We start from the raw sequence: 22005 nt of genomic DNA on the forward strand, positions 1-22005 counted from the left end.
CCTTCACATCATCGACGGCAACACAAGATCGGGCGGGCGGTGGCCGTCGGCGAAGGTCCTGATGTTGATGATGACCTTCTCGCCCATCTCGATCCGCCCCTCGACGGTCGCGGATCCCATATGCGGCAGGAGCACGACGTTCGGCAACTCGCGCAGGCGCGGGTTGATCTCGTGGCCATGCTCGAACACGTCGAGCCCCGCGCCGCCCAGATCGCCCGTGCGCAGCATCCGCGTCAGCGCGTTCTCGTCGATCACCTCGCCGCGCGAGGTGTTCACGATCACCGCATCCTTCTTCATCAGCTTGAGCCGCCGGGCGTTCAGCAGATGAAAGGTCGAGGGCGTGTGCGGGCAGTTGATCGACAGCACGTCGACCCGGCTGACCATCTGGTCGAGGCTGTCCCACCAGGTTGCTTCCAGCTCGTCCTCGATCTCGGGGCGCAGCCGCTTGCGGTTGTGATAATGGACCTGCATCCCGAAGGCGCGCGCGCGTCGCGCCACCGCCTGCCCGATCCGGCCCATCCCCAGGATCCCCAGCCGCCGCCCGCCGATCCGCCCGCCCATGAAGGCGGTCGGCGCCCAGCCTTGCCACGCACCGGCCTGCATCACCGCCAGCCCCTCGGGGATGCGCCGGGCGACCGCCAACATCAGCGCGATGGTCATGTCGGCGGTGTCCTCGGTCACCACATCGGGCGTGTTCGACACGAGGATTCCCCGCTGCCGCGCGGTCTGGATGTCCAGATGGTCGATTCCCGCCCCGTAATTCGCGATCAGCTTCAGCCGGTCGCCCGCTGCGGCCAGCATCGCCTGGTCGATCCGGTCGGTCACGCAGGGCACCAGCACATCGGCGCGTCGCATCGCCTCGACCAGCTCGTCACGGGACATCCTGGCATCGGTCTCGTTCAGCGTGACGTCGAACAATTCCTTCATCCGGGTCTCGACCGGCGCGGGCAGGCGTCGCGTCACGACAACACTCAGGCGCTGAGCGGGCATCCCCGGGGTTCCTCCTGCTTTCCAAGCCGCGGCGTCAGTGGCAAACTGTCCGAGTTCGGGGCGCGGCACAAGACCCCGGGGCAGGAACGGACAGGACAGACATGGCGCAGCGCGCAACCGGGCGGATCGCGGGATCGGCCCTCGTTATATTGTTTTGCATGATGGCTCTCGTGGCCCCCGTCCATGGCGCCGAGCGTGGGCCGGTCACCAACCTGCCGCTGCCACGCTATGTCTCGCTCAAGGCCGGCGAAAGCAATGTCCGGCGCGGACCCAGCCTCAGCCACCGGGTCGACTGGGTCTACAAACGGCGCGGCATGCCATTGCAGATCACCGCCGAATACGGCCATTGGCGTCGGGTGCAGGACCGCGACGGGGCGGGCGGCTGGATGCATTATTCGCTGTTGTCGGGCGTGCGCACCGTCCTGGTCGACGAGGACATGGTGCCGATGCGCCGGACCCCGCAGGCGGACGCCCCGGTACTGGCCCAGGCCGAACGCGGCGTCATCGCGCGGCTGGGCGCCTGTCGGCCCGACTGGTGCCGGATCTCGGCCGAGGGCAGGTCGGGCTGGGTGCCCAAGAGCACGCTCTGGGGCGTCGAGACGGACGAGATCCGCGACTAGGCTTGCGGCCCCGTGGGCAAGCTTGCTAGCAGGGGCTGAGCCCGCGCCACGGACACCGCCGATGCCGACAGCTGCCCGCCTGAACCTGTCCGCCGGGATCGCCTCGGTGATCACCGCGCTTGCGCTTGTCGCGATCAAGCTCTGGGCGCTGGGGGCGACGCAGTCGCTCTCGGTCGCTGCCTCGCTCGCGGACAGCGCGCTGGACCTGATGATGTCGCTGGGCGCACTGGCCGCGATCCTCTATGCAGCGCGCCCGCCCGACGAGGACCACGCCTTCGGCCATTCCTCGGCCGAGGATCTGGCCGCCCTTGGCCAGGCGGTGTTCATCCTCGCCTCGGCCGGTGTGATCGCCTTCGCCGCCATCGGCCGCCTGATCGCGCCCGTGCCGGTGTCGCTGAGTTCGGAAACCCGAGGCATCGTCGCGATGGTCGTCTCGATCGTGCTGACGCTGGCGCTGGTGCTCTGGCAGCGCCGGGTCGCCGCGCGCACCGGCAACCGGGTGGTCAAGGCCGACTCGCTGCATTACCTGGGCGATCTTCTGCCCAATATCGGGGCGATCCTCGCGCTCTGGGCCTCGGCCCAGTTCGGCTTCGTGCGCCTGGATGCGGCCATCGCGCTGGCCGCCGCCGCCATGCTGGCCGTGGGCGCGCTGGGCATCGGCAAGGGGGCATGGGACGCGCTGATGGACCGCGCCGCCGATCCTCACGTGATCGCCCGGATCGAGACCCTGGCCCGCACCCAGCCCGGCGTGCACGGATTTCACGATCTCAAGACCCGCCGCGCGGGCTCGCGGCTCTTCGTCAACCTGCATCTGGAACTCGATGGCGACCAGAGCCTGAACGCCGCCCATTCGATAGGCGCCGCCCTGAAACACGCCATCCTCGCCGAGTTTCCCGGCACCGATATCATCATCCATTTCGACCCGGCCCGGAAAACCGCGCCCTGAGCCTTCTTCTGGCCGGAAATATCCCCGCCGGAGGCATCCGCCGTCAGGCGGACCCGCCGCCGCAGACCGCGCAGCCCGGTCGCCGCTTCAACGCGATGATCCGCGTCTCGCCCTGAAGCGCGTCATAGATCAGCATCCGCCCGCGCAGCCCCTCGCCCGCGCCGGTCAGCGCCTTGACCGCCTCCAGCGCCATCATCGCCCCCATCACGCCCGGCAAGGGCCCCAGAACCCCCGCCTCGGCGCACGAAGGCGCCAGCCCCGGCGCGGGCGCCTGCGGAAAGACACAGGCATAGCAGGGCGTGCCGCGCGCCGGATCGTAAAGGCTGATCTGGCCCTCCCACTGGCTCATCGCCGCGGCGATCAGCGGCTTGCCCAGCTCTGCCGCGACACGGTTCACCAGATAGCGCGTCTCGAAATTGTCCGACCCGTCCAGAATCAGGTCATGTTCGGCAAACAGCGCCCGCGCCGTCTGCTCGTCCAGCCGCCGGTTATAGGGCCTCAGCGTGACAAAGGGGTTCTGAGCGGCGATCGCCTCGGCGGCGGAAAAGACCTTGGGCATCCCGATCCGGCCATCGGTATGGATCACCTGCCGCTGAAGGTTCGAGTTCGACACGATGTCGTCGTCGATCACCCCCAGATTGCCCACCCCCGCCGCGCCCAGATACAGAAGCGCGGGCGAGCCAAGCCCCCCTGCCCCGATCACCAGAACGCGCGCCTGTTTCAGCCGCTTCTGCCCCGGCCCGCCGATCTCGCGCAACACGATATGGCGGGCATAGCGGTCCAGTTCGGCGGGGCGGAACGTCCCCGGCTGGCTCGGCTCGGGCGCGGGCCGCCGCGCCCTGCGGCGCAGCGCGCCAAGCCCCGCGCGATAGGCCAGCACCACCGCCACCGCAACGCCCAGCGCGGCCCAGCCCTGCGGCGTGCCGCCCAGCGCCGCGCGCAGCGGATGCGCGGGGGGCATCGCCACCTGCACCGCCAGCACGCCCACATAAAGCGCCGCGATCATCCCCCAGCGCGCCCGGGTCGAGACCTTCATCAGCGCGCCCAGCCCCCAGAGCACCGCCGCCAGCCCGAGGACCAGCCCCATCAGCCCCGCCCCGTCGAGCCGAAGCCGCCCTCGCCCCGCGCGGTCCCGTCCAGATCGGTGACCACCGCGAACGCGGCCTGCACCACGGGGGCCACGATCATCTGCGCGATCCGGTCACCATGATGGATCGTGTAGGGCGCATCGCCGAGGTTCACCAGCAGCACGCCCAGCGGCCCGCGATAGTCGCTGTCGATGGTGCCGGGCGTGTTCGGCAGCGTGATCCCGTGCTTCAGCGCAAGGCCGGAGCGCGGGCGGATCTGCACCTCGAACCCCGGCGGAAAGGCCATGCGAAAGCCGGTGGGCGCGATCCGGCGCTCCATCGGTTGCAGGGTGACCCCCTCGGCCCGGATGTCGGGCGGCAGGTTGGCGCGGATATCGGCGCCGGCCGCGCCCGCGGTCTCATAGGAGGGCAAGGGCAGGTCGCGGTCGGCCCAGTCCTCCCACAGGATGCGCAGGGTGGGAATCATGCCAGCGCCTCGGCGATCCGCTGCGCGAGACGCTGGGCAACCTCGTCCTTGGCCAGCCGCGGCCAGGTCTCGGCGCCCTCGGGCGTGATCAGCGTCACCTCGTTCTCGGCGCCCCCCATGATGCCCGTGGCGGGGGAAACATCGTTGGCCACGATCCAGTCGCAGCCCTTGCGCGCGCGCTTGGCGCGGGCATGGGCCTCGACATCATGGGTTTCGGCGGCGAAGCCCACGACAAGCCGCGGCCGCCCCTGCCCCATGCCCGCGACATTGGCCAGGATGTCGGGGTTTTCCGAGAATTCCAGCGCGGGCGGGCGGCCCGACCCGTCCTTCTTCATCTTCTGCGGGGCCGCGTTCGTCACCCGCCAGTCGGCCACGGCCGCGGCGAAGATCGCCGCATCGGCGGGCAGCGCGGCCTGAACGGCGACCAGCATCTCGGCGGCGGTCTCGACGCGGATCACCTCGACCCCCGCGGGGGGCGGCACGGATGCAGGACCGGTGACGAACACGACCTCGGCCCCCAGCCCCGCCAGCGCGCGCGCCAGCGCCGTCCCCTGCGCGCCGGACGAGCGGTTGGCGATGTAGCGCACCGGGTCAATCGGCTCATGCGTCGGCCCCGAGGTCACGACGATGCGCCGCCCCCTGAGCGGCCCATCGGCCAGCGCGCTCTCGATGGCGGCGATGATCTCGGGCACCTCGGCCATCCGGCCCGGCCCGTATTCGCCGCAGGCCATGTCGCCCTCGTTCGGCCCGACAAGGCGCACACCATCGCTGCGCAGCGTTTCCACATTGCGCCGGGTCGCCGGGTGCTGCCACATCCGCACGTTCATCGCGGGCGCGACCAGAACCGGCGTATCGGTCGCCAGCAAGAGCGTGGACGCAAGGTCGTCCGCATGCCCCCCCGCCATCTTCGCCATCAGGTTGGCGGTGGCAGGCGCCACCACCACCAGATCGGCCGAGCGCGAAAGCTGGATATGGCCCATCTCGGCCTCGTCGGTCAGGTCGAACAGTTCGCGGTAGACGCGCGCGCCCGCCAGCGCCGACAGCGACAGGGGGGTGACGAATTCGGCCGCCGCCCGCGTCATCACCGGGCTGACCGCGATGCCGCGCTCGCGCAAGCGGCGGACCAGATCCAGCACCTTGTAGGCGGCGATCCCGCCCGAGACGATCAGAAGAATGCGTTTGTCCGCCAGCATGGACCCCGACCCCGGTTTCGCGCCTGCCCGAATGTCTAGGCCGCACCCCGGGCCGAGACAAGCTTACTCGCTGCGGAACACGGCGCAGGGGTCGGGCCGCTCGGCCGGCGGGGTGACCAGCCACAGGTCGAAGGGCGGGGCCTCTGCGGGCGGGGATTCGAACTGGCCGATGGCGATCACATGGGCTTCGGGGGCCACACGGGCCAGCGCCCGGCCCATGCCCCAATCGGTGCGCGCATGCCCGTTGCCGGTGATGACCGCGACCGGGCCCCCGGTCTCGGACAGCGCCTGTTGCGTGGCCCGGGCCAAAACGGCATCGCGCAGGCGCTGCGCCTCGACCATGCCGCCCATCATCTCGGCGGGCATGGCGTTGCAATGGGCCTCCATCTGCCCGGCCTCGCGGATGGCCTGCTCGTCCGCGGGCAGGGGCTCGGCCAGGCCATAGGCCGCGGCCTCGTCGCCAAAGACCGGCGCCGCGCCTTCGCCGACCGCGCGGCGCACCTCGTCGCGGGGAAGCGCGGCACCATAAATGGCGGCCTCGGGGGCGGCGGTGAAGATCGGGTGATACATCGCGAAATCGGGCCAGCCCGATTCGGCCCAACCCAGCACCGCCCCCAATGCCGCCGCATCGCCGCGCAGGTCGGGAACGACGCGCGCAGCCTGGTCGGGGGTCAGCATCTCGAAGACCAGCGCGGCGGGCTGAATTGCGGCCACGGCCACGGTCTGGTTGGCGTGGTGCCACGGATTGTCATGGGTCTCGCCCAGGATGACCACATCGGCGGACGGCAAAGACACCAACGCCTCCGGCGGGATTTCCCCGGCCCCGGCGGCGGTGGCGATGGCAAGGGCGGTCAGGGCGCCAGAAAGGAAAAGCTGTCTCACGAGAGGAAGTGATGCACCTCTGTGGATTGCGCTTCAAGGCTCTTGCGCATCTTGCCGAAGGCCGCGGCCTCGAGCTGGCGCACGCGTTCCTTGGAAAGACCCAGTTCGTTGCCGAGGCTTTCCAGCGTTCGTGGTTCCTCGCGCAGCTTGCGCTCCTGCACGATGAACCGCTCGCGTTCGTTCAGTTCCGACAGGGCGGTGACCAGCCAGTCGCGCAGCTGCGCGCGGTCGCGCCCGGCCTCGACGATGTCGGAGGCCTGTGCCGCGTCGTCCTCGATCGTCTCGATCCACTCGCGGCCGTCCTCATCGGTCGACTGCGTTGCGTTCAGCGAGAAATCCGAGCCCGACAGCCGCCCCTCCATCATCTCGACATCGGCCAGCGGAACGCCCACCTCGGTCGCGATCATCTGGCGCAACTGGTGGCGGTCGAGGAACTCGCCCCGGGCACTGGCCTCGCGTTCCAGCCGCGCCTGAACGCGGCGCATGTTGAAGAACAACGATTTCTGGCTGGAGGTCGAGCCGGTGCGCACCATCGACCAGTTGCGCATGACGTAATCCTGGATCGACGCCTTGATCCACCAGACCGCATAGGTCGAAAAGCGCACGCCGCGGTCGGGGTCGAACTTGTCCGCCGCCTTCATCAGCCCAAGGCTGGCCTCCTGGATCAGGTCGTTCATCGGCGCGCCATAGCGACGGAACTTGGACGCCATCGAGATCGCAAGCCGCATATAGGCCGTGATCAGGCGATGCAGCGCCGCCTCGTCGCGCTGGTCGCGCCAGGCATAGGCAAGCTGCAACTCGGTCTCGGCATCCAGCAGTTCGGCCTTCATCGCCCGGCGCGACAAGGCGGTCGCGTCATATCCATCCAGAGCCATCCGTAACCCCCCGGTTCTTGACGTTGCGTTTTTCCGGTTCCCAAAGCTTCTTTTTGATTTCTTTACGATGCTTGTCGGTGATTGGATCACATGCAATCTCGAATGGCTCAAAGCTGACACGCAAAAATTGTGTGCAGACGCACACACGATTGCGTGAGGTCGTGTCGTGCGGACCGAAACGCACAAGGCTTGGGCAGCCAGCGCCAGGTCCGGTCCGTCCGCGGCAAAACGGCCGACAGGATGATTTCTTGCGCGCGGCGGCCTGTGTTAACCCTTCGGTAACCAAGCGGGCGTAGCCGTTAACCATTCCTGAGCGCGGGAGCACAGAATGGTTGCGCGGGCCTTCACCGTGGCCTTCGAGGGCGTCGAGGCCCGGATCGTCGAGGTTCAATGCGCGGTCGCGCCCGGCCTGCCGGCCTTCTCCGTCGTCGGACTGCCCGACAAGGCGGTGAGCGAGGCGCGCGACCGGTTGCGCGCGGCCCTCGTGGCGATGGGGGTGGCGCTGCCCTCGAAACGGATCACGGTGAACCTTTCGCCCGCCGACCTGCCCAAGGAAGGCTCGCATTTCGACCTGCCGATCGCGGTGGCGCTGCTGGCCGCGCTTGACGTGATCCCGCGCGATGCGGCCGAGGGCTGCGTCGCGCTGGGCGAGTTGTCGCTGGACGGGCGGCTGGTGCCGGTCGTGGGCGCGCTGCCCGCGGCGATGGCCGCCGCCGAGGAGGACCGCGCGCTGCTTTGCCCGCGCGCCTGCGGGGCCGAGGCCGCCTGGGTCGGCGGCACGCAGGTTCTGGCCGCGCCCGATCTGGCCGCGGTGGTGCGCCATTTCACCGGGCAGGCGCCGCTGGCCCCGGCCGAACCGGGCGAGGTGGTCGAGACGGCCCTGTTCCGCGACCTTTCGGACGTCAAGGGACAGGAGCGGGCAAAGCGCGCCCTCGAAATCGCCGCGGCCGGGCGGCACCACATGCTGATGGTCGGCTCGCCCGGGTCGGGCAAGTCGATGCTGGCCGCGCGGATGCCCGGCATCCTGCCCCCGCTGTCGCCGGTCGAGGCGCTGGAAACCTCGATGATCCATTCGCTTGCGGGGCTGCTGGACGAGGGCGGCATCTCGCGCCACCGTCCGTTCCGCGAGCCGCATCACACCGCGTCGATGGCCGCCATCGTCGGCGGCGGGCGCGGCGCCAAGCCGGGAGAGATCAGCCTGGCCCATAACGGCGTGCTGTTCATGGACGAGTTCCCCGAATTTCCCCGCGCCGTGCTGGAAACCCTGCGCCAGCCGATCGAGACCGGCGAGGTGGTGGTGGCGCGGGCCAATGCCCATATGCGCTATCCCTGCCGCTTCCTGCTGGTGGCAGCTGCGAATCCCTGCAAATGCGGCTACCTGGCGGATCCCGCGCGCGCCTGCGCCCGCGTGCCCCAATGCGGCGAGGATTACCTCGGCCGTATCTCGGGGCCGCTGATGGACCGGTTCGACCTGCGCGTCGAGGTGCCGCCCGTGGCCTATGCCGATCTCGACCTGCCGGCGACCGGCGAACGCTCGGCCGCGGTCGCCGCCCGCGTCGCCGCCGCCCGCGGCCGGCAGACCGCGCGGTTCGACGGCCATCCCAGCGTCCGCGTCAATTCCGAGGCCGAGGGCGCCCTGCTCGAGGAAATCGCTACCCCCGACCCCGAAGGCCGGGAACTGCTGGCGAAGGTGGCCGAACGCTTCGGGCTGTCGGCGCGGGGCTATCACCGGGTGATCCGCGTCGCGCGCACCATCGCCGATCTCGACGGCGCCGAGACGGTGGGCCGAAACCACGTGGCCGAGGCGGTCAGCTTCCGGCTTTCGGTGGGGGAGACGTGAAGCCCGGGCCTTGGGCCTGCCGGCATCGCAAACAATCGCCCCGAAAACGGCCTATTGGTGCCACGAACGCGGGTCAGCGGGGTGGGGTCTTCGAAAGCCGGACCGGATGCCTCAACATACAGACGATATTCGACCGCGCCGCTGGCGGAGACTCATCGGAGTCGTCCTGCTGCTCTGCATCGCCAATTATGTGATGCGGCTCTTCTCGCTGTCGTTTCTGGACCATTCGGCGCTCCTGCCGGACGGAGGTGCGGGGCTCTCGGCAGAGGAGGCGGCATGGTTCGAATATGCTTGGACCACTCTGGCCCAGATCGCCCTCTCGCTGATCCTCTACGCGGTGGTGGCGTTACGCAAGGTCATGCGGCTGACCCGGTTCGGAACAGGCGGCCTGAGGCTGTCCTTCTTCAGCCACGCGGTGCTGCTGTTCGTGCCCCTCGCCGCTTGAGGTGGCATCCTGATGGTTCTGTCGGACCCAGCCTCGCTCGAGGGAACACGCGTCGCGGGGTCGGTCGCCTGGACCTGGCTGATGTTCGGACTCGCGGCGATGGCGGCGCTGCTTGGAAACCTGGGGGGCGTGATCGATCCCGAGCGCGGAGAACGCGGGTTGCGGCAGGGACGCAGAGACCAAGCCTGAGGGCCGCGAGCGCGTGGTCTATCGGCCCGGCTTCGCAGCCTCAGCCGCGCTTTGTCTCGATCGCCTCCCAGATCCCCGCGGCGAGGTTCCTTTCGTCGAACCGCTCAAGCTCTTGCAGCCCGGTCGGCGAGGTGACGTTGATCTCGGTCAGCCAGTCGCCGATCACGTCGATGCCGACGAACATCTGGCCATGGTCGCGCAGCGTCGGCCCGATGGCGGCACAGATCTCCAGATCGCGCGCCGACAGCGCCGCCCGCTCGGCCCGGCCGCCGACATGCAGGTTCGACCGCGTCTCGCCCTCGGCGGGCACGCGGTTGATCGCGCCGATGGGCTCGCCGTCGACCAGGATCACCCGCTTGTCGCCCTTCTCGACCGCGGGAAGGAATTTCTGTGCGATCAGCGGCTCGCGGCTCATGCCGGTGAACAGCTCGTGCAGCGAGGCGAGGTTGCGGTCGCCATGCTCCAGCCGGAACACGCCTGCGCCACCATTGCCGTAAAGCGGTTTCAGGATGATGTCGCCATGTTCGGCCTTGAAAGCGCGCAAGGTGGCCAGGTCGCGGGCGATGATCGTGGGCGGGATCAGCGCGGGGAATTTCAGCACCAGCAGCTTTTCGGGGAAGTTGCGCACCCAGAACGGGTCGTTCAGCACCAGCGTTTTCGGCGTCAGATGTTCCAGCAGATGCGTGGTGGTGATGTAGCCCATGTCGAAGGGCGGATCCTGGCGCAGCCAGACCACGTCATACGCGCCCAGATCGACATCCTGTTCCGGCCCCAGCGTGTGGTGATCGCCCACCACCCGGCGCAGTTCCAGCGGCCAGCCGCGCGCCATCACGCGGCCATCGTTCCAGTAAAGCCGGTCCGGGGTGTAGTAGAACAGGCTGTGGCCGCGGGCCTGCGCCTCTTCGCCGATCCGGAAGGTGGTGTCTGCGGCGATGTCGATGGCCCCGATCGGGTCCATCTGGATGGCGACCTTGAGCGGCATGGATACCCTCCCTTTTCGGCCCTTCATGGCCGAGCGGAACGGGCTTTGCAACGCCGCTCAGGCGGCGAAGGCGTTCTCGAGGATCTCGACCCGGCCCATGCCGTCCACCAGGGCCACGTCGAACCGGATATCGGTCAGCTGGCCGCGGGGTTCGCCGTCAAGGAATTCCTGCGCGGCGGCCATGATCCGCGCCGCCTGGCGAGGCGTGATCCGCTCGGCCGCGCGGGCGAATCTGCGGCTTTGCTTGACCTCGACAAAGATCACCTCGGCCCCTTCGCGGGCAATCAGGTCGATCTCGCCCGCCCGGCCGCGCCAGCGGCGGGCGGCGATCGCCAGCCCGCGCCGTTCGTAACCGCGGGCAACGCTGTCCTCGGCTGAAAGCCCCGCGTGAAATCCGACAATACCGCTCATTCCTTGCCCTCGAGCTTCAGCGCCGCGCGATAGACCTCGCGGCGCGGCAGTTCCAGCGCGGCCGCCACCTCTGCGACCGCATCCTTGACAGATCCGCGCGCCAGTGCCGCCCGCAACGCCGCCTCCATGACCTCGGGTGCCGCTGCCGCGCGCATGCCCCGGCCCACGACCACCACGATCTCGCCCTTGACCTCGCGCCCTTCGAAGGCCGCGGCCAGTTCGCCCAGCGTGCCGCGCGTCACTTCCTCGAAACGTTTGGTCAGTTCCCGGCACACCGCTGCCGGGCGCATCTCTCCCAGAGCATCTGCAAGTTCCCCTAATGTTCTGCTAACACGCCGGGGCGATTCGTAAAATACCAGTGTCGCCGCGATCCCGCCGATCTCGTCCAGCATCGCGCGCCGCGCGGCGGCCTGGGGCGGCGGAAAGCCGACAAACAGCACCCTGTCGCTGGGCAGCCCGGCCACCGTCAGCGCCGCAAGCATTGCCGACGGCCCCGGCGCGGTATGGAGCGGTATGCCTGCCGCGATGGCGTCGCGGGCCAGCGGATAGCCCGGGTCTGCCACCATGGGCGTGCCCGCCTCGCTGACGCAGGCGATCGACCTGCCCGCGGCCGCCATGGCGATCAGGCGCTCGCGCACGCCCGGGCCGGAATGGTCGTGATAGGCGATCAGCGGCCGGTCGCCCAGCGCGATGCCGTGGATCTGCATCAGGTGCCGCGCGGTGCGGGTGTCCTCGGCCGCGATGACATCGGCCGAGGCCAGGATGTCGAGCGCCCGCAAGGTGATGTCGCGCGCGGCCCCGATCGGCGTCGCGACGAAATGGATGCCGGGGGGCAGGGATATGCGCTGGATTTCCAGGCCGGGCCTCCGGGTTTTGTCTGACGTTTACTTGGGAGGCCGATCCGCATAGGCTCGGCCCGACCGAAGGGACGACGCGAGGAGTGCCCATGTTCGCCGTTTTCCGCGCCGCAAGCAAGCGGCTGGCCCTGCTGATCGCCGTGATGACACTGGTGGCTGCCTGCCAACCCGGGAGCGTCGTGGCTACCGGCCCCTCCGTGGACACCCGGAAGGCGGTTCCAGTGGCGCTTCTGGTGCCACGCGGTTCGGCCTCGGCAGGCGATCAGGTGATCGCGCGCAATCTGGAGAATGCCGCGCGGCTGGCCATCGCGGATCTGCAAGGCGTGGCGATCGATCTGCGGGTCTATCCCACAGCGGGGCGGCCCGACCAGGCCGCCGCCTCGGCGCGCAAGGCGGTCGAGGACGGCGCGAAGATCATCCTCGGCCCGCTTTATGCCGAATCCGCCAATGCCGCGGGTCTTGCGGTGGCGCCGCGGGGGATCAGCGTGCTGAGTTTCTCGAACAACACCCAGATAGCGGGCGGCAATGTCTTCGTGCTGGGCCCGACCTTCGAGAACAGCGCGAACCGGCTGGCCAGCCATGCCGTGGCCCAGGGTCGGCGCAATTTCATGGTGGTCCACGATCCCGATCTGGCGGGCCAGTCCGGTCGGTCGGCCATCGAGCGCGCCGTGGCCCGCAGCGGCGGCCGGATCGCCGGAACCGGCACCTACGAACTGTCGCAGAACGGCGTCGTCCAGGCGATTCCGGGCCTTGCCGAACGCACCCGCAGTTCGGGGGCGGACGCGGTGTTCTTCACCGCCCCGACCGCGGGCGCGCTGCCGCTGCTGGCGCAGTTGCTGCCCGAGAACCGGGTCGATCCGGCCAGCGTCAAGTTCATCGGCCTGACCCGCTGGGACATCCCGCCCTCGACGCTAGCGCTGCCGGGGTTGCAGGGGGGCTGGTTCGCCCTGCCCGACCCCGATCTGGCCCGGCGCTTCGAGGGCCGCTACATGGCCGCCTATGGCGAACCCGCCCATCCGACCGCCAGTCTGGCCTATGACGGCATCGCCGCGATCGGTGCGCTGCTGCGTCAGGGCAGTTCCGATGCGCTGACGGTTCGGGCGCTGACCCAGCCCTCTGGATTTGCCGGGGTGAACGGTGTATTCCGCCTGCGACCCGATGGCACCAACGAGCGTGGGCTGGCGGTCGCCGAAATCCGGAACAACCAGGTGATCGTGATTGACCCCGCCCCCAGAAGCTTTGCCGGTCCCGGTTCATAGCCGCGCCGCATCGTACCCGATTTCCACCCACCCCGACGACACGACACCGGATGGCCTGATCTGCCCGGCGCAGGAGATCTTCGACCGCGCTGGCTTTGCGGCGGAACTGGCCAGACTGGCCGCCGAGGGGGCCGAGCCGCGGGCCTTGCGCGACCAGATGGTGCGCCACCTGCGCGAGGCCCGGACCCGTGGCCGCGCCGCCATCTCCACGGCCTTTGCCGAACGCCCCTTCGATGCGGGACCCACGGTGCGGGCCTATACGTGGCTGACCGATTGCCTGGTGCACGGCACGCTGGGAATCGCCCGCACCCACCTGCACCCCCGCCCCAACCCGACCGAGGGCGAGCGGCTGGCCGTCTTCGCCGTGGGCGGCTATGGCCGGGGCGAGATGGCGGCCCATTCCGACGTCGATCTGCTGTTCCTGACGCCGTGGAAGATCACGCCCTGGGCCGAGAGCGTCATCGAATCGATGCTCTACATGCTGTGGGATCTGCACTTCAAGGTCGGCCATTCCTCACGCACGGTGAAGGATTGCCTGCGGCTGGGCCGCGAGGATTACACGATCCGCACCGCCCTGCTGGAAAACCGCTTCCTGGCCGGCCACGAGCCGCTGGACCGCGAGTTGAACGCCGCGCTGCGCGATGATCTCTTCGACGGCACCGAGGGCGATTTCATCGAGGCGAAGCTTGCCGAGCGGTCCGAACGCCACCGCAAGCAGGGCGGCCAGCGCTATGTGCTGGAACCCAATGTCAAGGAGGGCAAGGGCGGTCTTCGCGACCTGCAATCGCTCTACTGGATCGCGAAATACATCTACCGCGTGGACCGTGCCTCGCACCTGGTCAGGCTGGGCGTGTTCACCGAGGAGGAGTTCAAGGGCTTCCTGAACGCCGAACGTTTCCTGTGGGCCGTGCGCTGCCACCTGCACCTGATCACCGACAGGGCGATGGATCAATTGACCTTCGATCTGCAGGTCGAGGTGGCGGCGCGGATGGGCTATACCGACCATGGCGGGCGCCGTGCGGTCGAGCATTTCATGCAGCACTACTTTCGCCACGCGACCACGGTGGGCGATCTGACGCGCATCTTCCTGACCAAGCTGGAAGCCGCCCATGTGAAAAGCGAGCCGCGGCTGCTGGGGCTGTTCCGGCGCCGCCGCAAGATGCCCGAGGGCTACGAGATCGCCCAGAACCGCATGAACGTGGCCGATCCGGCGGCATTCCTGGCCGACAAGGTGAACCTGCTGCGCATCTTCGAAGAGGCGCTGAAGGCGGGCACGCTGCTGCATCCGGACGCGATGCGGCTGGTCGCGGCGAACCTGCGGCTGATCGACGACAGCGTGCGCGCCGATCCCGAGGCGCAGCGCATCTTTCTCGACCTGATGCTGAAGCACGGCAATCCCGAGCGCGCGCTGCGTCGGATGAACGAACTGGGCGCGCTGTCGGCCTTCATCCCGGAATTCGAGCCCATCGTGGCGATGATGCAGTTCAACGTCTATCACCACTACACGGTGGACGAGCACACGATCCAATGTGTCTCGACGCTGGCCCGGATCGAGCGGGGCGAACTGGTCGAGGAACTGCCCATCGCCAGCCGGATCCTCAAGGAGGGGGTCAATCGACGCGTGCTTTACGTCGCGCTGTTGCTGCACGATATCGGCAAGGGCCGTCCCGAGGACCATTCGGTGCTGGGCGCGCAGATCGCGCGCAAGGTGGCGCCGCGGCTGGGGCTGAAACCCGACGAGTGCGAAACCGTCGAATGGCTGGTGCGCTATCACCTGCTGATGTCCGACATGGCGCAGAAACGCGACCTGTCCGACCCGCGCACGGTGCGCGACTTCGCCAAGGCGGTGCAGAACAAGAAGCGGCTGGATCTCCTGACGGTGCTGACGGTCTGCGACATCATCGGGGTCGGCCCCGGCACCTGGAACAACTGGAAGGCGCAACTGATCCGCCAGCTTTACCGCGAAACCGCGACCGCGCTGGAAAAGGGGCTGGAGGCCGTCAACCGCCGCACCCGCGAGGATCAGGCCAAGCGCGCGCTTCGCGAGGCGCTGGCCGACTGGGACAAGAAGGATCTGCGCGCCGAGACCGCCCGCCACTACCCGCCCTACTGGACCGGCCTGCCGGGCGGGACGCATGCGGTCTTTGCCCGGCTGCTGCGCGATCTGGGGGATGACGAGATCCGCATCGACCTGGCCGAGGATGCCGATCACGATGCCACCCGCGTCTGTTTCGCGCTGGCTGACCATCCGGGCATCTTCTCGCGGCTGGCGGGCGCGCTGGCGCTGGTCGGCGCGAACGTGGTGGACGCGCGCACATATACCACCAAGGACGGCTATGCGACCGCCGTCTTCTGGGTGCAGGATTCCGACGGCACCCCCTACGAGGGCGCGCGCCTTCCCCGCCTGCGCCAGATGATCGACAAGACGCTGGCGGGCGAGATCCGGCCGCGCGAAAAGCTTGCCGACCGCGACAAGCTGAAGAAGCGCGAAAAGGGCTTCCGCTTCCCCACCTCGATCACCTTCGACAACGAGGGATCGGAAATCTACACCATCATCGAGGTCGACACCCGCGACCGCCCGGGCCTGCTCTACGATCTGGCGCGCGTGCTGGCCGACAGCAATGTCTATATCGCCTCGGCCGTGATCGCGACCTATGGCGCGCAGGTCGTGGACAGCTTCTATGTCAAGGACAGCTTCGGGCTGAAGCTGCATTCCCGCTCTCGCCAGGAGTCGCTGGAGAAGAAACTGCGCGCCGCCATCGAGCGGGGCGCGGAACGGGCGGGCGGGTGATGCAGCCGATCCGCCTGGTCGCGGGCTTCGTGACGGTCGGCGTCTGGACCTTTGTCAGCCGCATCATGGGATTCGTGCGCGACATCCTGATCGCGGCCTATCTGGGCGCGGGGCCGGTGGCCGAGGCGTTCCTGATCGCCTTTTCGCTGCCCAACATGTTCCGCCGCTTCTTTGCCGAGGGCGCGTTCAACATGGCCTTCGTGCCGATGTTCGCGAAAAAGCTCGAAGGTGGCGACGACGCGCTGGGATTCGCGCGCGATGCCTTTACCGGGCTGGCGACGATCCTGATCGTCTTTACCCTGCTCGCGCAGGTGGCGATGCCGTTCCTCGTGCTGGCCATGGCCGGGGGCTTCGCTGCGGACGAACGGTTCGACCTTGCGGTGGATTACGGCCGGGTCGCCTTTCCCTACATCCTGTTCATCTCGCTGGCCGCGCTGTTGTCCGGCGTGCTGAACGCGACGGGGCGCTTTGTCGCCGCCGCCGCCGCGCCGGTGCTGCTGAACCTCCTGTTCGTCGTGGCGATGGTGGTGGCGGCCCGGATGGGCTGGCCTATCGGCGACACGCTGGCCTGGACCGTGCCGGTCGCGGGGATCGCGCAGCTCGCACTCGTCTGGGTCGCGGCCTCGCGCGCGGGGTTCCGGCTGACCATCCGACTGCCCAGGATGACGCCCGAACTGAGGCGGCTGGCGATCATTGCCGCCCCTGCCGCGCTGGCGGGCGGCGTGGTGCAGGTGAACCTGCTGATCGGCCGTCAGGTCGCCAGCTTCTTCGAGGGGGCGGTGGCCTGGCTGTCCTATGCCGACCGGCTGTACCAGTTGCCGCTGGGCGTTGTCGGCATCGCCATCGGCGTGGTGCTGCTGCCGGACCTGTCGCGGCGGCTGCGGGCCGAGGACACCAATGGCGGGCGCGACGCGTTCAACCGCGCGGGCGAGATGGCGCTGGCGCTGACGGTTCCGGCCGCCGTGGCGCTGGCCGTGATCCCCGGCGCGATTGTCGGCGTGCTGTTCCAGCGCGGCGCCTTCGATGCGTCCGACACCGCGGCCACCGCGCTGGCGGTGGCGGTCTATGGCGCGGGGCTGCCTGCCTTCGTGATGCAGAAGGTGCTGCAACCGCTGTTCTTCGCGCGCGAGGATACGCGGCGGCCGTTCTACTATGCGCTCTGGGCGCTGGCCGTGAACGCCGCCCTGGCCATCGGGCTTGCGCCCTTCATCGGCTATATCGCGGCGGCCTGGGGCACCATGCTGGCGGGCTGGGCGATGGTTGCGCTGCTGTGGCGCGGCTCGCGCCGCTATGGCGCGGCGGCGACGCTGGACGACCGGTTCCGCGCGCGGATCTGGCGTATCCTCGCGGCCTCGGCGCTGATGGGCGCGGTCCTCCTGCTGACGGCCTGGGCGCTGGCGCCCTGGCTGGAGGCCGGCCGGATCCGCTATGCAGCGCTCGCCGGGCTGGTGGGGATCGGGATGCTCGCCTATTTCGGCGCGGGCCACCTTCTGGGCGCGTTCCGCCTGTCCGAGTTCCGCCGTGCGCTGCGCCGTCAGCGGTGACGGATCCGCGCCCGGACCCGGCCCCAGCCGCCCGGGCTGACGACAAAGGACATCAGGAAGCCGGTGGCGAAACCCGCGAGGTCCGCCAGCCAATCGTTGTTGCCCCCGAACAGCAGGCCGAAGACCAACTGGATCGCCAGCAGGATGCCGATCAGCGAGAAGGCGCGATACTGGTTCGTCCCGGTCCCGGCCAGCCGCACCCACAGAAGGAAGGTGAAGGCCCCGATCAGCCCGTAGACCGCCGGGAACCCGCCCACCAGAGGCGCGGGATCGTTCAGCAACAGGCCATAGGCCACCGCCCCCATGATCGCCGAGCCGAAGAACACCGCCAGAACCGCCCAGGGCCGGAAGACCTCGGCCACCATCTTGCCCAGCGCCAGGATGAAGACGACGACAAAGACCGCATGCGTCACGCCGCCATGCACGAAGGGATAGGTCACGAAACGCATCAGGTGCTGCGGCGGATAGCGCCCCTCGGCCAGCATCCAGTCGAAGACCTGCCCCGAGAAGGCATAGTCCTGAAATGCCTCCAGCCGCCAGCCCACCGCGCCCGGCCCGCCCAGGATGCCGCGCGCCCCAAGGCTCAGGACCACCTCCATCGCGATGACCGGCAGAACCAGAAGCCAGATCACCGCGGGCAGCGGATTCAGCGGATGGGCGTTCGGATCGGGGGACATGCGGCACGGGCCTCGGTTGACGGTGTTGCCCCGCATGGGTAAGCGAGCGAGGCAACAAATTCCAGACGGAGATGACCCCATGACCGAGGTGGTCCACACACCGCGCGTCTTTTCCGGCATCCAGCCCTCGGGCGGGCTGACGCTGGGCAACTATCTCGGCGCGCTCAAGCGCTTCGTCGAGACCCAGGAGAGCGGCGGCATCGAGACGGTCTATTGCATCGTCGACATGCACGCGATCACCGTCTGGCAGGATCCCGGGAAGCTGACCCATGCCACGCGCGAACTGGCCGCAGGCTTCATCGCCAGCGGGATCGACCCCGCCCGCTCGATCCTGTTCAACCAGTCGCAGGTGCCTGCCCATGCGCAACTGGCCTGGATCTTCAACTGCGTCGCGCGGCTGGGCTGGATGCAGCGCATGACCCAGTTCAAGGACAAGGCGGGCAAGAATTCCGAGAACGTGTCGCTGGGCCTGTTCGCCTATCCCGCGCTGATGGCGGCCGATATCCTTGTCTATCACGCGACCCATGTTCCGGTGGGCGAGGACCAGAAACAGCATGTGGAACTGACCCGTGACATCGCGGCCAAGTTCAACAACGATTTCGGGGTGGAGTTCTTCCCGCTACCCGAGCCGGTGATCGAGGGCGCGGCGACGCGGGTGATGTCCTTGCGCGACGGTACCAAGAAGATGTCGAAATCCGACCCTTCGGACATGAGCCGCATCAACCTGACCGACGATGCCGACACGATCTCGAAAAAGATCCGCAAGGCCAAGACCGACCCAGAGCCCCTGCCCGAGACGCTGGAGGGGCTGGAGGGTCGGCCCGAGGCGCGCAACCTCGTGAACATCTACGCCGCCCTTGCGGAACTGACGCCCGAGCAGGTGATCGCGGAACATGGCGGCCAGCAATTCGGGACGTTCAAGCCCTCGCTCGCCGATCTGGCGGTGGCGCGGCTGGCGCCGATCACTGCCGAGATGGGGCGGCTGATGCAGGACCCGGCCGAGATCGACCGCATCCTTGCCGCGGGGGCCGAGCGCGCGAACGAGATCGCCGCGCCGATCCTCAAGCGCAGCTACGAGATCGTGGGGATGGTGGGCACCGGGGCCGCCTAGACCCATGCGGCGGGCGGCGCGGGCGATCCTGACGCTGCTGCTCGCGATTTCGCTTGCGCTTTGCCTCTGGTCGGGCTGGTCGCTGGCGACCGGCTGGCCGGGCAGCATCTTCGTTGACGCCGGGGCCGCACGGATCGAGGCGGAGTTGACCCGGCAATTGGCCCGCGCCGCCGGTGACGGGCGCATGGTCGCACGGCTCGATGCGCTTCTGGACGAGGCCCCGCGCAACTGGATGGCGATCGACGCCGTGGCCGAGGAACTGGCCCGACAGAACGTGGCGCTGCCGCCCGAACTGGAGGCCCGGCGCGCAAGCCTGCGCGCCGCCGATACCGGCACGCTGAAAATGGCGGGGGCCTGCTTGCGCTGCGCCCGCAACGTGGCCGACTGCGATTTGTCCGCCGCGCTGCTCTGCGGGGCGGCGGTCCAGTTGTCGCCCGTGGGCGACGTGCAATCCCTCGCGCGCGAGGGCCGCGCCTACCTGCGCGGGGATGCGGTTGACCGCGTCGACGTTCTGCTTTCGGCCCTTGGTCTTTCGGCGGTCGTGCTGGTGCCGCTGACCGGCGGCAGCAGCAGCGCGGTCAAGCTCGGTGCGGGCCTGGCAAAGCTTGCCCACGGCATGGGGCGCCTGCCGACAGGCCTCACGCGCACGCTTGAGGACTCCGCCAGGAACGGCCTCGACTGGCAGCGCCTGGCCGACGCGCGCAGCGTCGCGGACCTCAAGGCGCTGATGCGTCCCGAGCGGCTTCGGCCGACGATTGACCTGCTGAAGGATGGCGGGCGCATGAAGACCGCCGTCGGACTCGCTGACACGCTGCACCTGCTCGACGCAGCCGAGGATGCAGGCGACCTGCGCCGCCTTGCGAACATCGCCGAGGCCGCGCCCACACGCAGCATCGCCGGGCTGGAGGTGCTGGGCAAGTCGCGCCTGCTGCGCCTTGCCACGCGACTCTCGGACGCCGCGGCGCACCTCCTGGCGGCGCTGGCCGGGTTGCTTGCATCCCTGATCGGGCTCTTCCACCAGGCACTCGTCTCTGCGGTGTTGCGTCGCCTGCGCCGCGCCGCCCAAGACTGATCCGCGGCGCTGCGCACGGGTCACGGTAGGTGCCCCGTGCAAGTGTGGCCGCATCCGTACCCCCGGGGCGGCCATGAAGCTGCGCTCGACTTCCTCGGGCGCCCCCGGGACCGAGACCGGGGGCCTCCGCGAAAGCAGCACCTGTGACAAGCTGGCGACGAGCGAGACGAAGGTCGCCTTCGCCGGCGCGACGGCGGCAAGCGCGCGCGGGTGCCGGCCGCCCGCGATGAACCCCGTTACCAGACCCGCCCATGTGGCCCAGCCGAACGGCCAGTTCTTGGGGATCTGCACGCCGACCAGGCGCGCTTGGCACGGCTCAGTCGGGCGGCGCGTTCCGCAACCCGGCAAGCCAGTCGCGCCGGGCCCCTCGGCCAGGGAGCCAGCCGAATCCGGGAGGCGAATTGCCGACCCACGCGCTTCGACCGAGTTCGTCGATCATCCTGCGCTGTTTCTCGCGGTCGATCACTATGATGTCCGTGAGACTGGGCTGTTCGGGAACGGGCGGCCGTCGCGGCCAGGCGTCTGGGCAAGTGCCGTAGTCATAGCCTGGAAAGACGACTCCGAAAGTCTCGCGCAGCCAGAGCGGGTCATCCGAGGCGGAATCGAGCCAGACGGACAATTCGGGCCGCAGCCGCGGACGGGTCGGTCCGATCCTGTCCTCGATCTGCCGGATCGCCCGCATCAGCGCAGTCGTATCGCTGGTAAAGACATCGTCATTGTCATGGTGGAAGTCCTGCCGGTATTGCCGCACAAGGGTCATCGCCTCGCCCGAAAGCGAAATGTTCCCGTCACGCCCCTCCCTCAGGTCGCTGCGCGAGAGCCCCGACACGCTAAGATAAGCGTTCACGAAATCCGCCACGAGATCGCCCTCGCAAAGGGTCGCTCGATCATAGGTCCGTATCAGGACGTTCCCGGCCCCGAAAACGTCCATGTAAGGCTCCAGGACCTGTCTGCAATTCAGCGGACCGGGCAGCGGCACCTTCCATGATGCCTTGATCTTCTGCTGAAGCCCGGACAGGTAGTGGTCGGAAGGCCGCCGCACATAGCCCGCGATCCTGATATGGTCGGCTCCGAGCGACAGGATGTCCTCCCTCAAGGCCGCGAGGCGGTCCGTGGGCAGGACGCCGAACAGCCCTTCGTTGGAGAGAACCAGGATTTCGGGCGAGGTCTTTCGCAACTGGCGGCCAAGCCGCGCGAACCAGGCCTTGCGCTGGTCATCGTGCCGCGTCTCGTCCGGAAACCGGCTGGCGCCGTCGCGCCCCAGGCTGCCGATCCCCACGAGAAGAATCCGATGCTTGCTCTTGTGCCGCGGGCTGCGCGGATAGGCGATTCCATGGGCGGCAAGGACACGCTCCGACCGGCGGAACGTTTTCTGAAGGATCGTCGTTCCGGTCTTGGGGGCACCAATATGAAGGATGACCTGCATGCCGCGTCGGGCTCCCTGGCTGATGGCGGTGACCCGTTCCCTCCTAAGGCTCCTGCCTCTGCGGCTCAATTCCCCAATTGCCGCGTCGTCGGCAGGCAGCCTCCGATGGTTTCACGAAACCGATTCCAATCCGACATGGTCCCGACTCATGTTCGGCGAATAACTTGCATGTCCGGTCGCGCCTGGCCGGTCCCCGGGGTCGTGATTCCCCAAGTCCGGCACAGTCGATCCGCCCTTGCCGCCCCGGGAATTCCGGCGAGCAGCCTTCGCCCGGCAGGCTCGCCCAACGCCCCCGGCCGCCCCGCCGGGGGCGTTTCCTTTGCGCTCTGGACGCTCCTGCG

The 22005-nt window shown here is 68.7% G+C and carries 21 protein-coding genes; 10 read left to right on the forward strand and 11 right to left on the reverse strand.

Annotation, left to right across the window (positions count from 1 at the left end):
• Positions 1 to 3: 3 nt before the first annotated feature.
• Positions 4 to 990 (reverse strand): 2-hydroxyacid dehydrogenase, encoded by a 987-nt coding sequence (locus NHN26_RS08290; protein WP_253089024.1) that lies wholly within the window; start codon positions 988 to 990, stop codon positions 4 to 6.
• 158 nt (positions 991 to 1148) lie between these two features.
• On the opposite strand from NHN26_RS08290, the gene NHN26_RS08295 reads away from it, so the two are divergent.
• Together NHN26_RS08295 and NHN26_RS08300 are read left to right on the forward strand one after the other, a co-directional pair.
• On the forward strand, positions 1149 to 1610 hold the full coding sequence (locus NHN26_RS08295) for an SH3 domain-containing protein (RefSeq protein WP_253089025.1): 462 nt from the start codon (positions 1149 to 1151) through the stop codon (positions 1608 to 1610).
• A 61-nt stretch (positions 1611 to 1671) separates the two neighbouring features.
• Positions 1672 to 2556 carry a cation diffusion facilitator family transporter gene (locus NHN26_RS08300; protein WP_253089026.1) on the forward strand — a complete coding sequence of 295 codons (885 nt, stop codon included), beginning with the start codon at positions 1672 to 1674 and terminating at the stop codon, positions 2554 to 2556.
• 43 nt (positions 2557 to 2599) lie between these two features.
• On the opposite strand, the gene NHN26_RS08305 is transcribed toward NHN26_RS08300, so the two are convergent.
• The 5 genes from NHN26_RS08305 to NHN26_RS08325 form a co-directional block, all read right to left on the reverse strand.
• On the reverse strand, positions 2600 to 3643 hold the full coding sequence (locus NHN26_RS08305; RefSeq protein ID WP_253089027.1) for a HesA/MoeB/ThiF family protein: 1044 nt from the start codon (positions 3641 to 3643) through the stop codon (positions 2600 to 2602).
• Positions 3643 to 4110: a dUTP diphosphatase gene (gene dut, locus NHN26_RS08310; RefSeq protein ID WP_253089028.1), complete on the reverse strand. Its 468-nt coding sequence runs from the start codon at positions 4108 to 4110 to the stop codon at positions 3643 to 3645. The genes NHN26_RS08305 and dut overlap by 1 nt, the downstream gene beginning before the upstream one ends.
• Positions 4107 to 5303: a bifunctional phosphopantothenoylcysteine decarboxylase/phosphopantothenate--cysteine ligase CoaBC gene (gene coaBC / locus NHN26_RS08315; RefSeq protein WP_253089029.1), complete on the reverse strand. Its 1197-nt coding sequence runs from the start codon at positions 5301 to 5303 to the stop codon at positions 4107 to 4109. Before coaBC ends, dut begins: the two co-directional genes overlap by 4 nt.
• A 63-nt stretch (positions 5304 to 5366) precedes the next feature.
• Positions 5367 to 6185, reverse strand: coding sequence for a ChaN family lipoprotein (locus NHN26_RS08320; RefSeq protein WP_435594185.1), 819 nt, complete (start codon positions 6183 to 6185; stop codon positions 5367 to 5369).
• The gene (locus NHN26_RS08325) at positions 6182 to 7060 is read right to left on the reverse strand and encodes an RNA polymerase factor sigma-32 (protein ID WP_253089030.1); all 879 of its coding nucleotides are present in this window, start codon (positions 7058 to 7060) and stop codon (positions 6182 to 6184) included. The genes NHN26_RS08320 and NHN26_RS08325 overlap by 4 nt, the downstream gene beginning before the upstream one ends.
• Before the next feature lie 328 nt (positions 7061 to 7388).
• Between NHN26_RS08325 and NHN26_RS08330 the strand changes: the two genes are divergently transcribed.
• From NHN26_RS08330 to NHN26_RS08340, 3 genes are all read left to right on the forward strand, one after another.
• Positions 7389 to 8900, forward strand: a complete 1512-nt coding sequence (locus NHN26_RS08330; protein ID WP_253089031.1) for a YifB family Mg chelatase-like AAA ATPase — start codon at positions 7389 to 7391, stop codon at positions 8898 to 8900.
• Between the two features lie 193 nt (positions 8901 to 9093).
• Positions 9094 to 9345 (forward strand): hypothetical protein, encoded by a 252-nt coding sequence (locus NHN26_RS08335; protein ID WP_253089032.1) that lies wholly within the window; start codon positions 9094 to 9096, stop codon positions 9343 to 9345.
• Positions 9346 to 9357: 12 nt separating this feature from the next.
• Positions 9358 to 9534 carry a hypothetical protein gene (locus tag NHN26_RS08340; RefSeq protein ID WP_253089033.1) on the forward strand — a complete coding sequence of 59 codons (177 nt, stop codon included), beginning with the start codon at positions 9358 to 9360 and terminating at the stop codon, positions 9532 to 9534.
• A gap of 40 nt (positions 9535 to 9574) precedes the next feature.
• Here NHN26_RS08340 and gshB read toward each other — a convergent pair whose 3' ends face one another.
• From gshB to rsmI, 3 genes are read right to left on the reverse strand one after another with little or no spacing between them, the layout of a single operon-like run.
• Positions 9575 to 10516 (reverse strand): glutathione synthase, encoded by a 942-nt coding sequence (gene gshB, locus NHN26_RS08345; RefSeq protein WP_253089034.1) that lies wholly within the window; start codon positions 10514 to 10516, stop codon positions 9575 to 9577.
• Between the two features lie 57 nt (positions 10517 to 10573).
• A complete protein-coding gene (locus NHN26_RS08350; RefSeq protein WP_253089035.1) occupies positions 10574 to 10927 on the reverse strand; it encodes a YraN family protein in 354 nt (117 codons plus the stop codon).
• Entirely contained in the window at positions 10924 to 11784 is an 861-nt protein-coding gene (rsmI, locus tag NHN26_RS08355) for a 16S rRNA (cytidine(1402)-2'-O)-methyltransferase (protein ID WP_253089097.1), read from the reverse strand. Before rsmI ends, NHN26_RS08350 begins: the two co-directional genes overlap by 4 nt.
• An 89-nt stretch (positions 11785 to 11873) precedes the next feature.
• On the opposite strand from rsmI, the gene NHN26_RS08360 reads away from it, so the two are divergent.
• From NHN26_RS08360 to murJ, 3 genes are read left to right on the forward strand one after another with little or no spacing between them, the layout of a single operon-like run.
• Entirely contained in the window at positions 11874 to 13043 is a 1170-nt protein-coding gene (locus tag NHN26_RS08360) for a penicillin-binding protein activator (protein ID WP_253089036.1), read from the forward strand.
• Positions 13044 to 13062: 19 nt separating this feature from the next.
• Positions 13063 to 15834, forward strand: coding sequence for a [protein-PII] uridylyltransferase (locus NHN26_RS08365; protein WP_435594186.1), 2772 nt, complete (start codon positions 13063 to 13065; stop codon positions 15832 to 15834).
• Positions 15834 to 17378 carry a murein biosynthesis integral membrane protein MurJ gene (gene murJ / locus NHN26_RS08370; RefSeq protein ID WP_253089037.1) on the forward strand — a complete coding sequence of 515 codons (1545 nt, stop codon included), beginning with the start codon at positions 15834 to 15836 and terminating at the stop codon, positions 17376 to 17378. The genes NHN26_RS08365 and murJ overlap by 1 nt, the downstream gene beginning before the upstream one ends.
• Here murJ and NHN26_RS08375 read toward each other — a convergent pair.
• Positions 17369 to 18055, reverse strand: a complete 687-nt coding sequence (locus NHN26_RS08375) for a rhomboid family intramembrane serine protease (protein WP_253089038.1) — start codon at positions 18053 to 18055, stop codon at positions 17369 to 17371. The genes murJ and NHN26_RS08375 overlap by 10 nt on opposite strands.
• 79 nt (positions 18056 to 18134) lie before the next feature.
• Here NHN26_RS08375 and trpS point away from each other — a divergent pair, with 79 nt between their 5' ends.
• Both trpS and NHN26_RS08385 read left to right on the forward strand, forming a co-directional pair.
• On the forward strand, positions 18135 to 19166 hold the full coding sequence (gene trpS, locus NHN26_RS08380; RefSeq protein WP_253089039.1) for a tryptophan--tRNA ligase: 1032 nt from the start codon (positions 18135 to 18137) through the stop codon (positions 19164 to 19166).
• Between the two features lie 4 nt (positions 19167 to 19170).
• Positions 19171 to 20238 (forward strand): hypothetical protein, encoded by a 1068-nt coding sequence (locus NHN26_RS08385; RefSeq protein WP_253089040.1) that lies wholly within the window; start codon positions 19171 to 19173, stop codon positions 20236 to 20238.
• Between the two features lie 316 nt (positions 20239 to 20554).
• Here the strand turns inward: NHN26_RS08385 and NHN26_RS08390 are convergent, their stop codons facing one another.
• Entirely contained in the window at positions 20555 to 21664 is a 1110-nt protein-coding gene (locus tag NHN26_RS08390) for a hypothetical protein (protein ID WP_253089041.1), read from the reverse strand.
• Positions 21665 to 22005: the final 341 nt, after the last annotated feature.

Origin of the sequence: Rhodovulum tesquicola, from assembly GCF_024128855.1 — a bacterium.
Taxonomy (GTDB): Bacteria; Pseudomonadota; Alphaproteobacteria; order Rhodobacterales; family Rhodobacteraceae; genus Rhodovulum; species Rhodovulum tesquicola.

Coding starts and splice junctions, on each gene's coding strand:
- NHN26_RS08325 (WP_253089030.1), bottom strand. CDS start 7,060: ATGGCTCTGGATGGATATGACGCGACCGCCTTGTCGCGCCGGGCGATG.
- NHN26_RS08290 (WP_253089024.1), bottom strand. CDS start 990: ATGCCCGCTCAGCGCCTGAGTGTTGTCGTGACGCGACGCCTGCCCGCG.
- gshB (WP_253089034.1), bottom strand. CDS start 10,516: ATGCCGCTCAAGGTCGCCATCCAGATGGACCCGATCGGGGCCATCGAC.
- coaBC (WP_253089029.1), bottom strand. CDS start 5,303: ATGCTGGCGGACAAACGCATTCTTCTGATCGTCTCGGGCGGGATCGCC.
- trpS (WP_253089039.1), top strand. CDS start 18,135: ATGACCGAGGTGGTCCACACACCGCGCGTCTTTTCCGGCATCCAGCCC.
- dut (WP_253089028.1), bottom strand. CDS start 4,110: ATGATTCCCACCCTGCGCATCCTGTGGGAGGACTGGGCCGACCGCGAC.
- NHN26_RS08330 (WP_253089031.1), top strand. CDS start 7,389: ATGGTTGCGCGGGCCTTCACCGTGGCCTTCGAGGGCGTCGAGGCCCGG.
- NHN26_RS08385 (WP_253089040.1), top strand. CDS start 19,171: ATGCGGCGGGCGGCGCGGGCGATCCTGACGCTGCTGCTCGCGATTTCG.
- NHN26_RS08375 (WP_253089038.1), bottom strand. CDS start 18,055: ATGTCCCCCGATCCGAACGCCCATCCGCTGAATCCGCTGCCCGCGGTG.
- NHN26_RS08305 (WP_253089027.1), bottom strand. CDS start 3,643: ATGGGGCTGGTCCTCGGGCTGGCGGCGGTGCTCTGGGGGCTGGGCGCG.
- NHN26_RS08340 (WP_253089033.1), top strand. CDS start 9,358: ATGGTTCTGTCGGACCCAGCCTCGCTCGAGGGAACACGCGTCGCGGGG.
- NHN26_RS08295 (WP_253089025.1), top strand. CDS start 1,149: ATGATGGCTCTCGTGGCCCCCGTCCATGGCGCCGAGCGTGGGCCGGTC.
- NHN26_RS08360 (WP_253089036.1), top strand. CDS start 11,874: ATGTTCGCCGTTTTCCGCGCCGCAAGCAAGCGGCTGGCCCTGCTGATC.
- NHN26_RS08335 (WP_253089032.1), top strand. CDS start 9,094: ATGCGGCTCTTCTCGCTGTCGTTTCTGGACCATTCGGCGCTCCTGCCG.
- NHN26_RS08390 (WP_253089041.1), bottom strand. CDS start 21,664: ATGCAGGTCATCCTTCATATTGGTGCCCCCAAGACCGGAACGACGATC.
- murJ (WP_253089037.1), top strand. CDS start 15,834: ATGCAGCCGATCCGCCTGGTCGCGGGCTTCGTGACGGTCGGCGTCTGG.
- NHN26_RS08350 (WP_253089035.1), bottom strand. CDS start 10,927: ATGAGCGGTATTGTCGGATTTCACGCGGGGCTTTCAGCCGAGGACAGC.
- NHN26_RS08300 (WP_253089026.1), top strand. CDS start 1,672: ATGCCGACAGCTGCCCGCCTGAACCTGTCCGCCGGGATCGCCTCGGTG.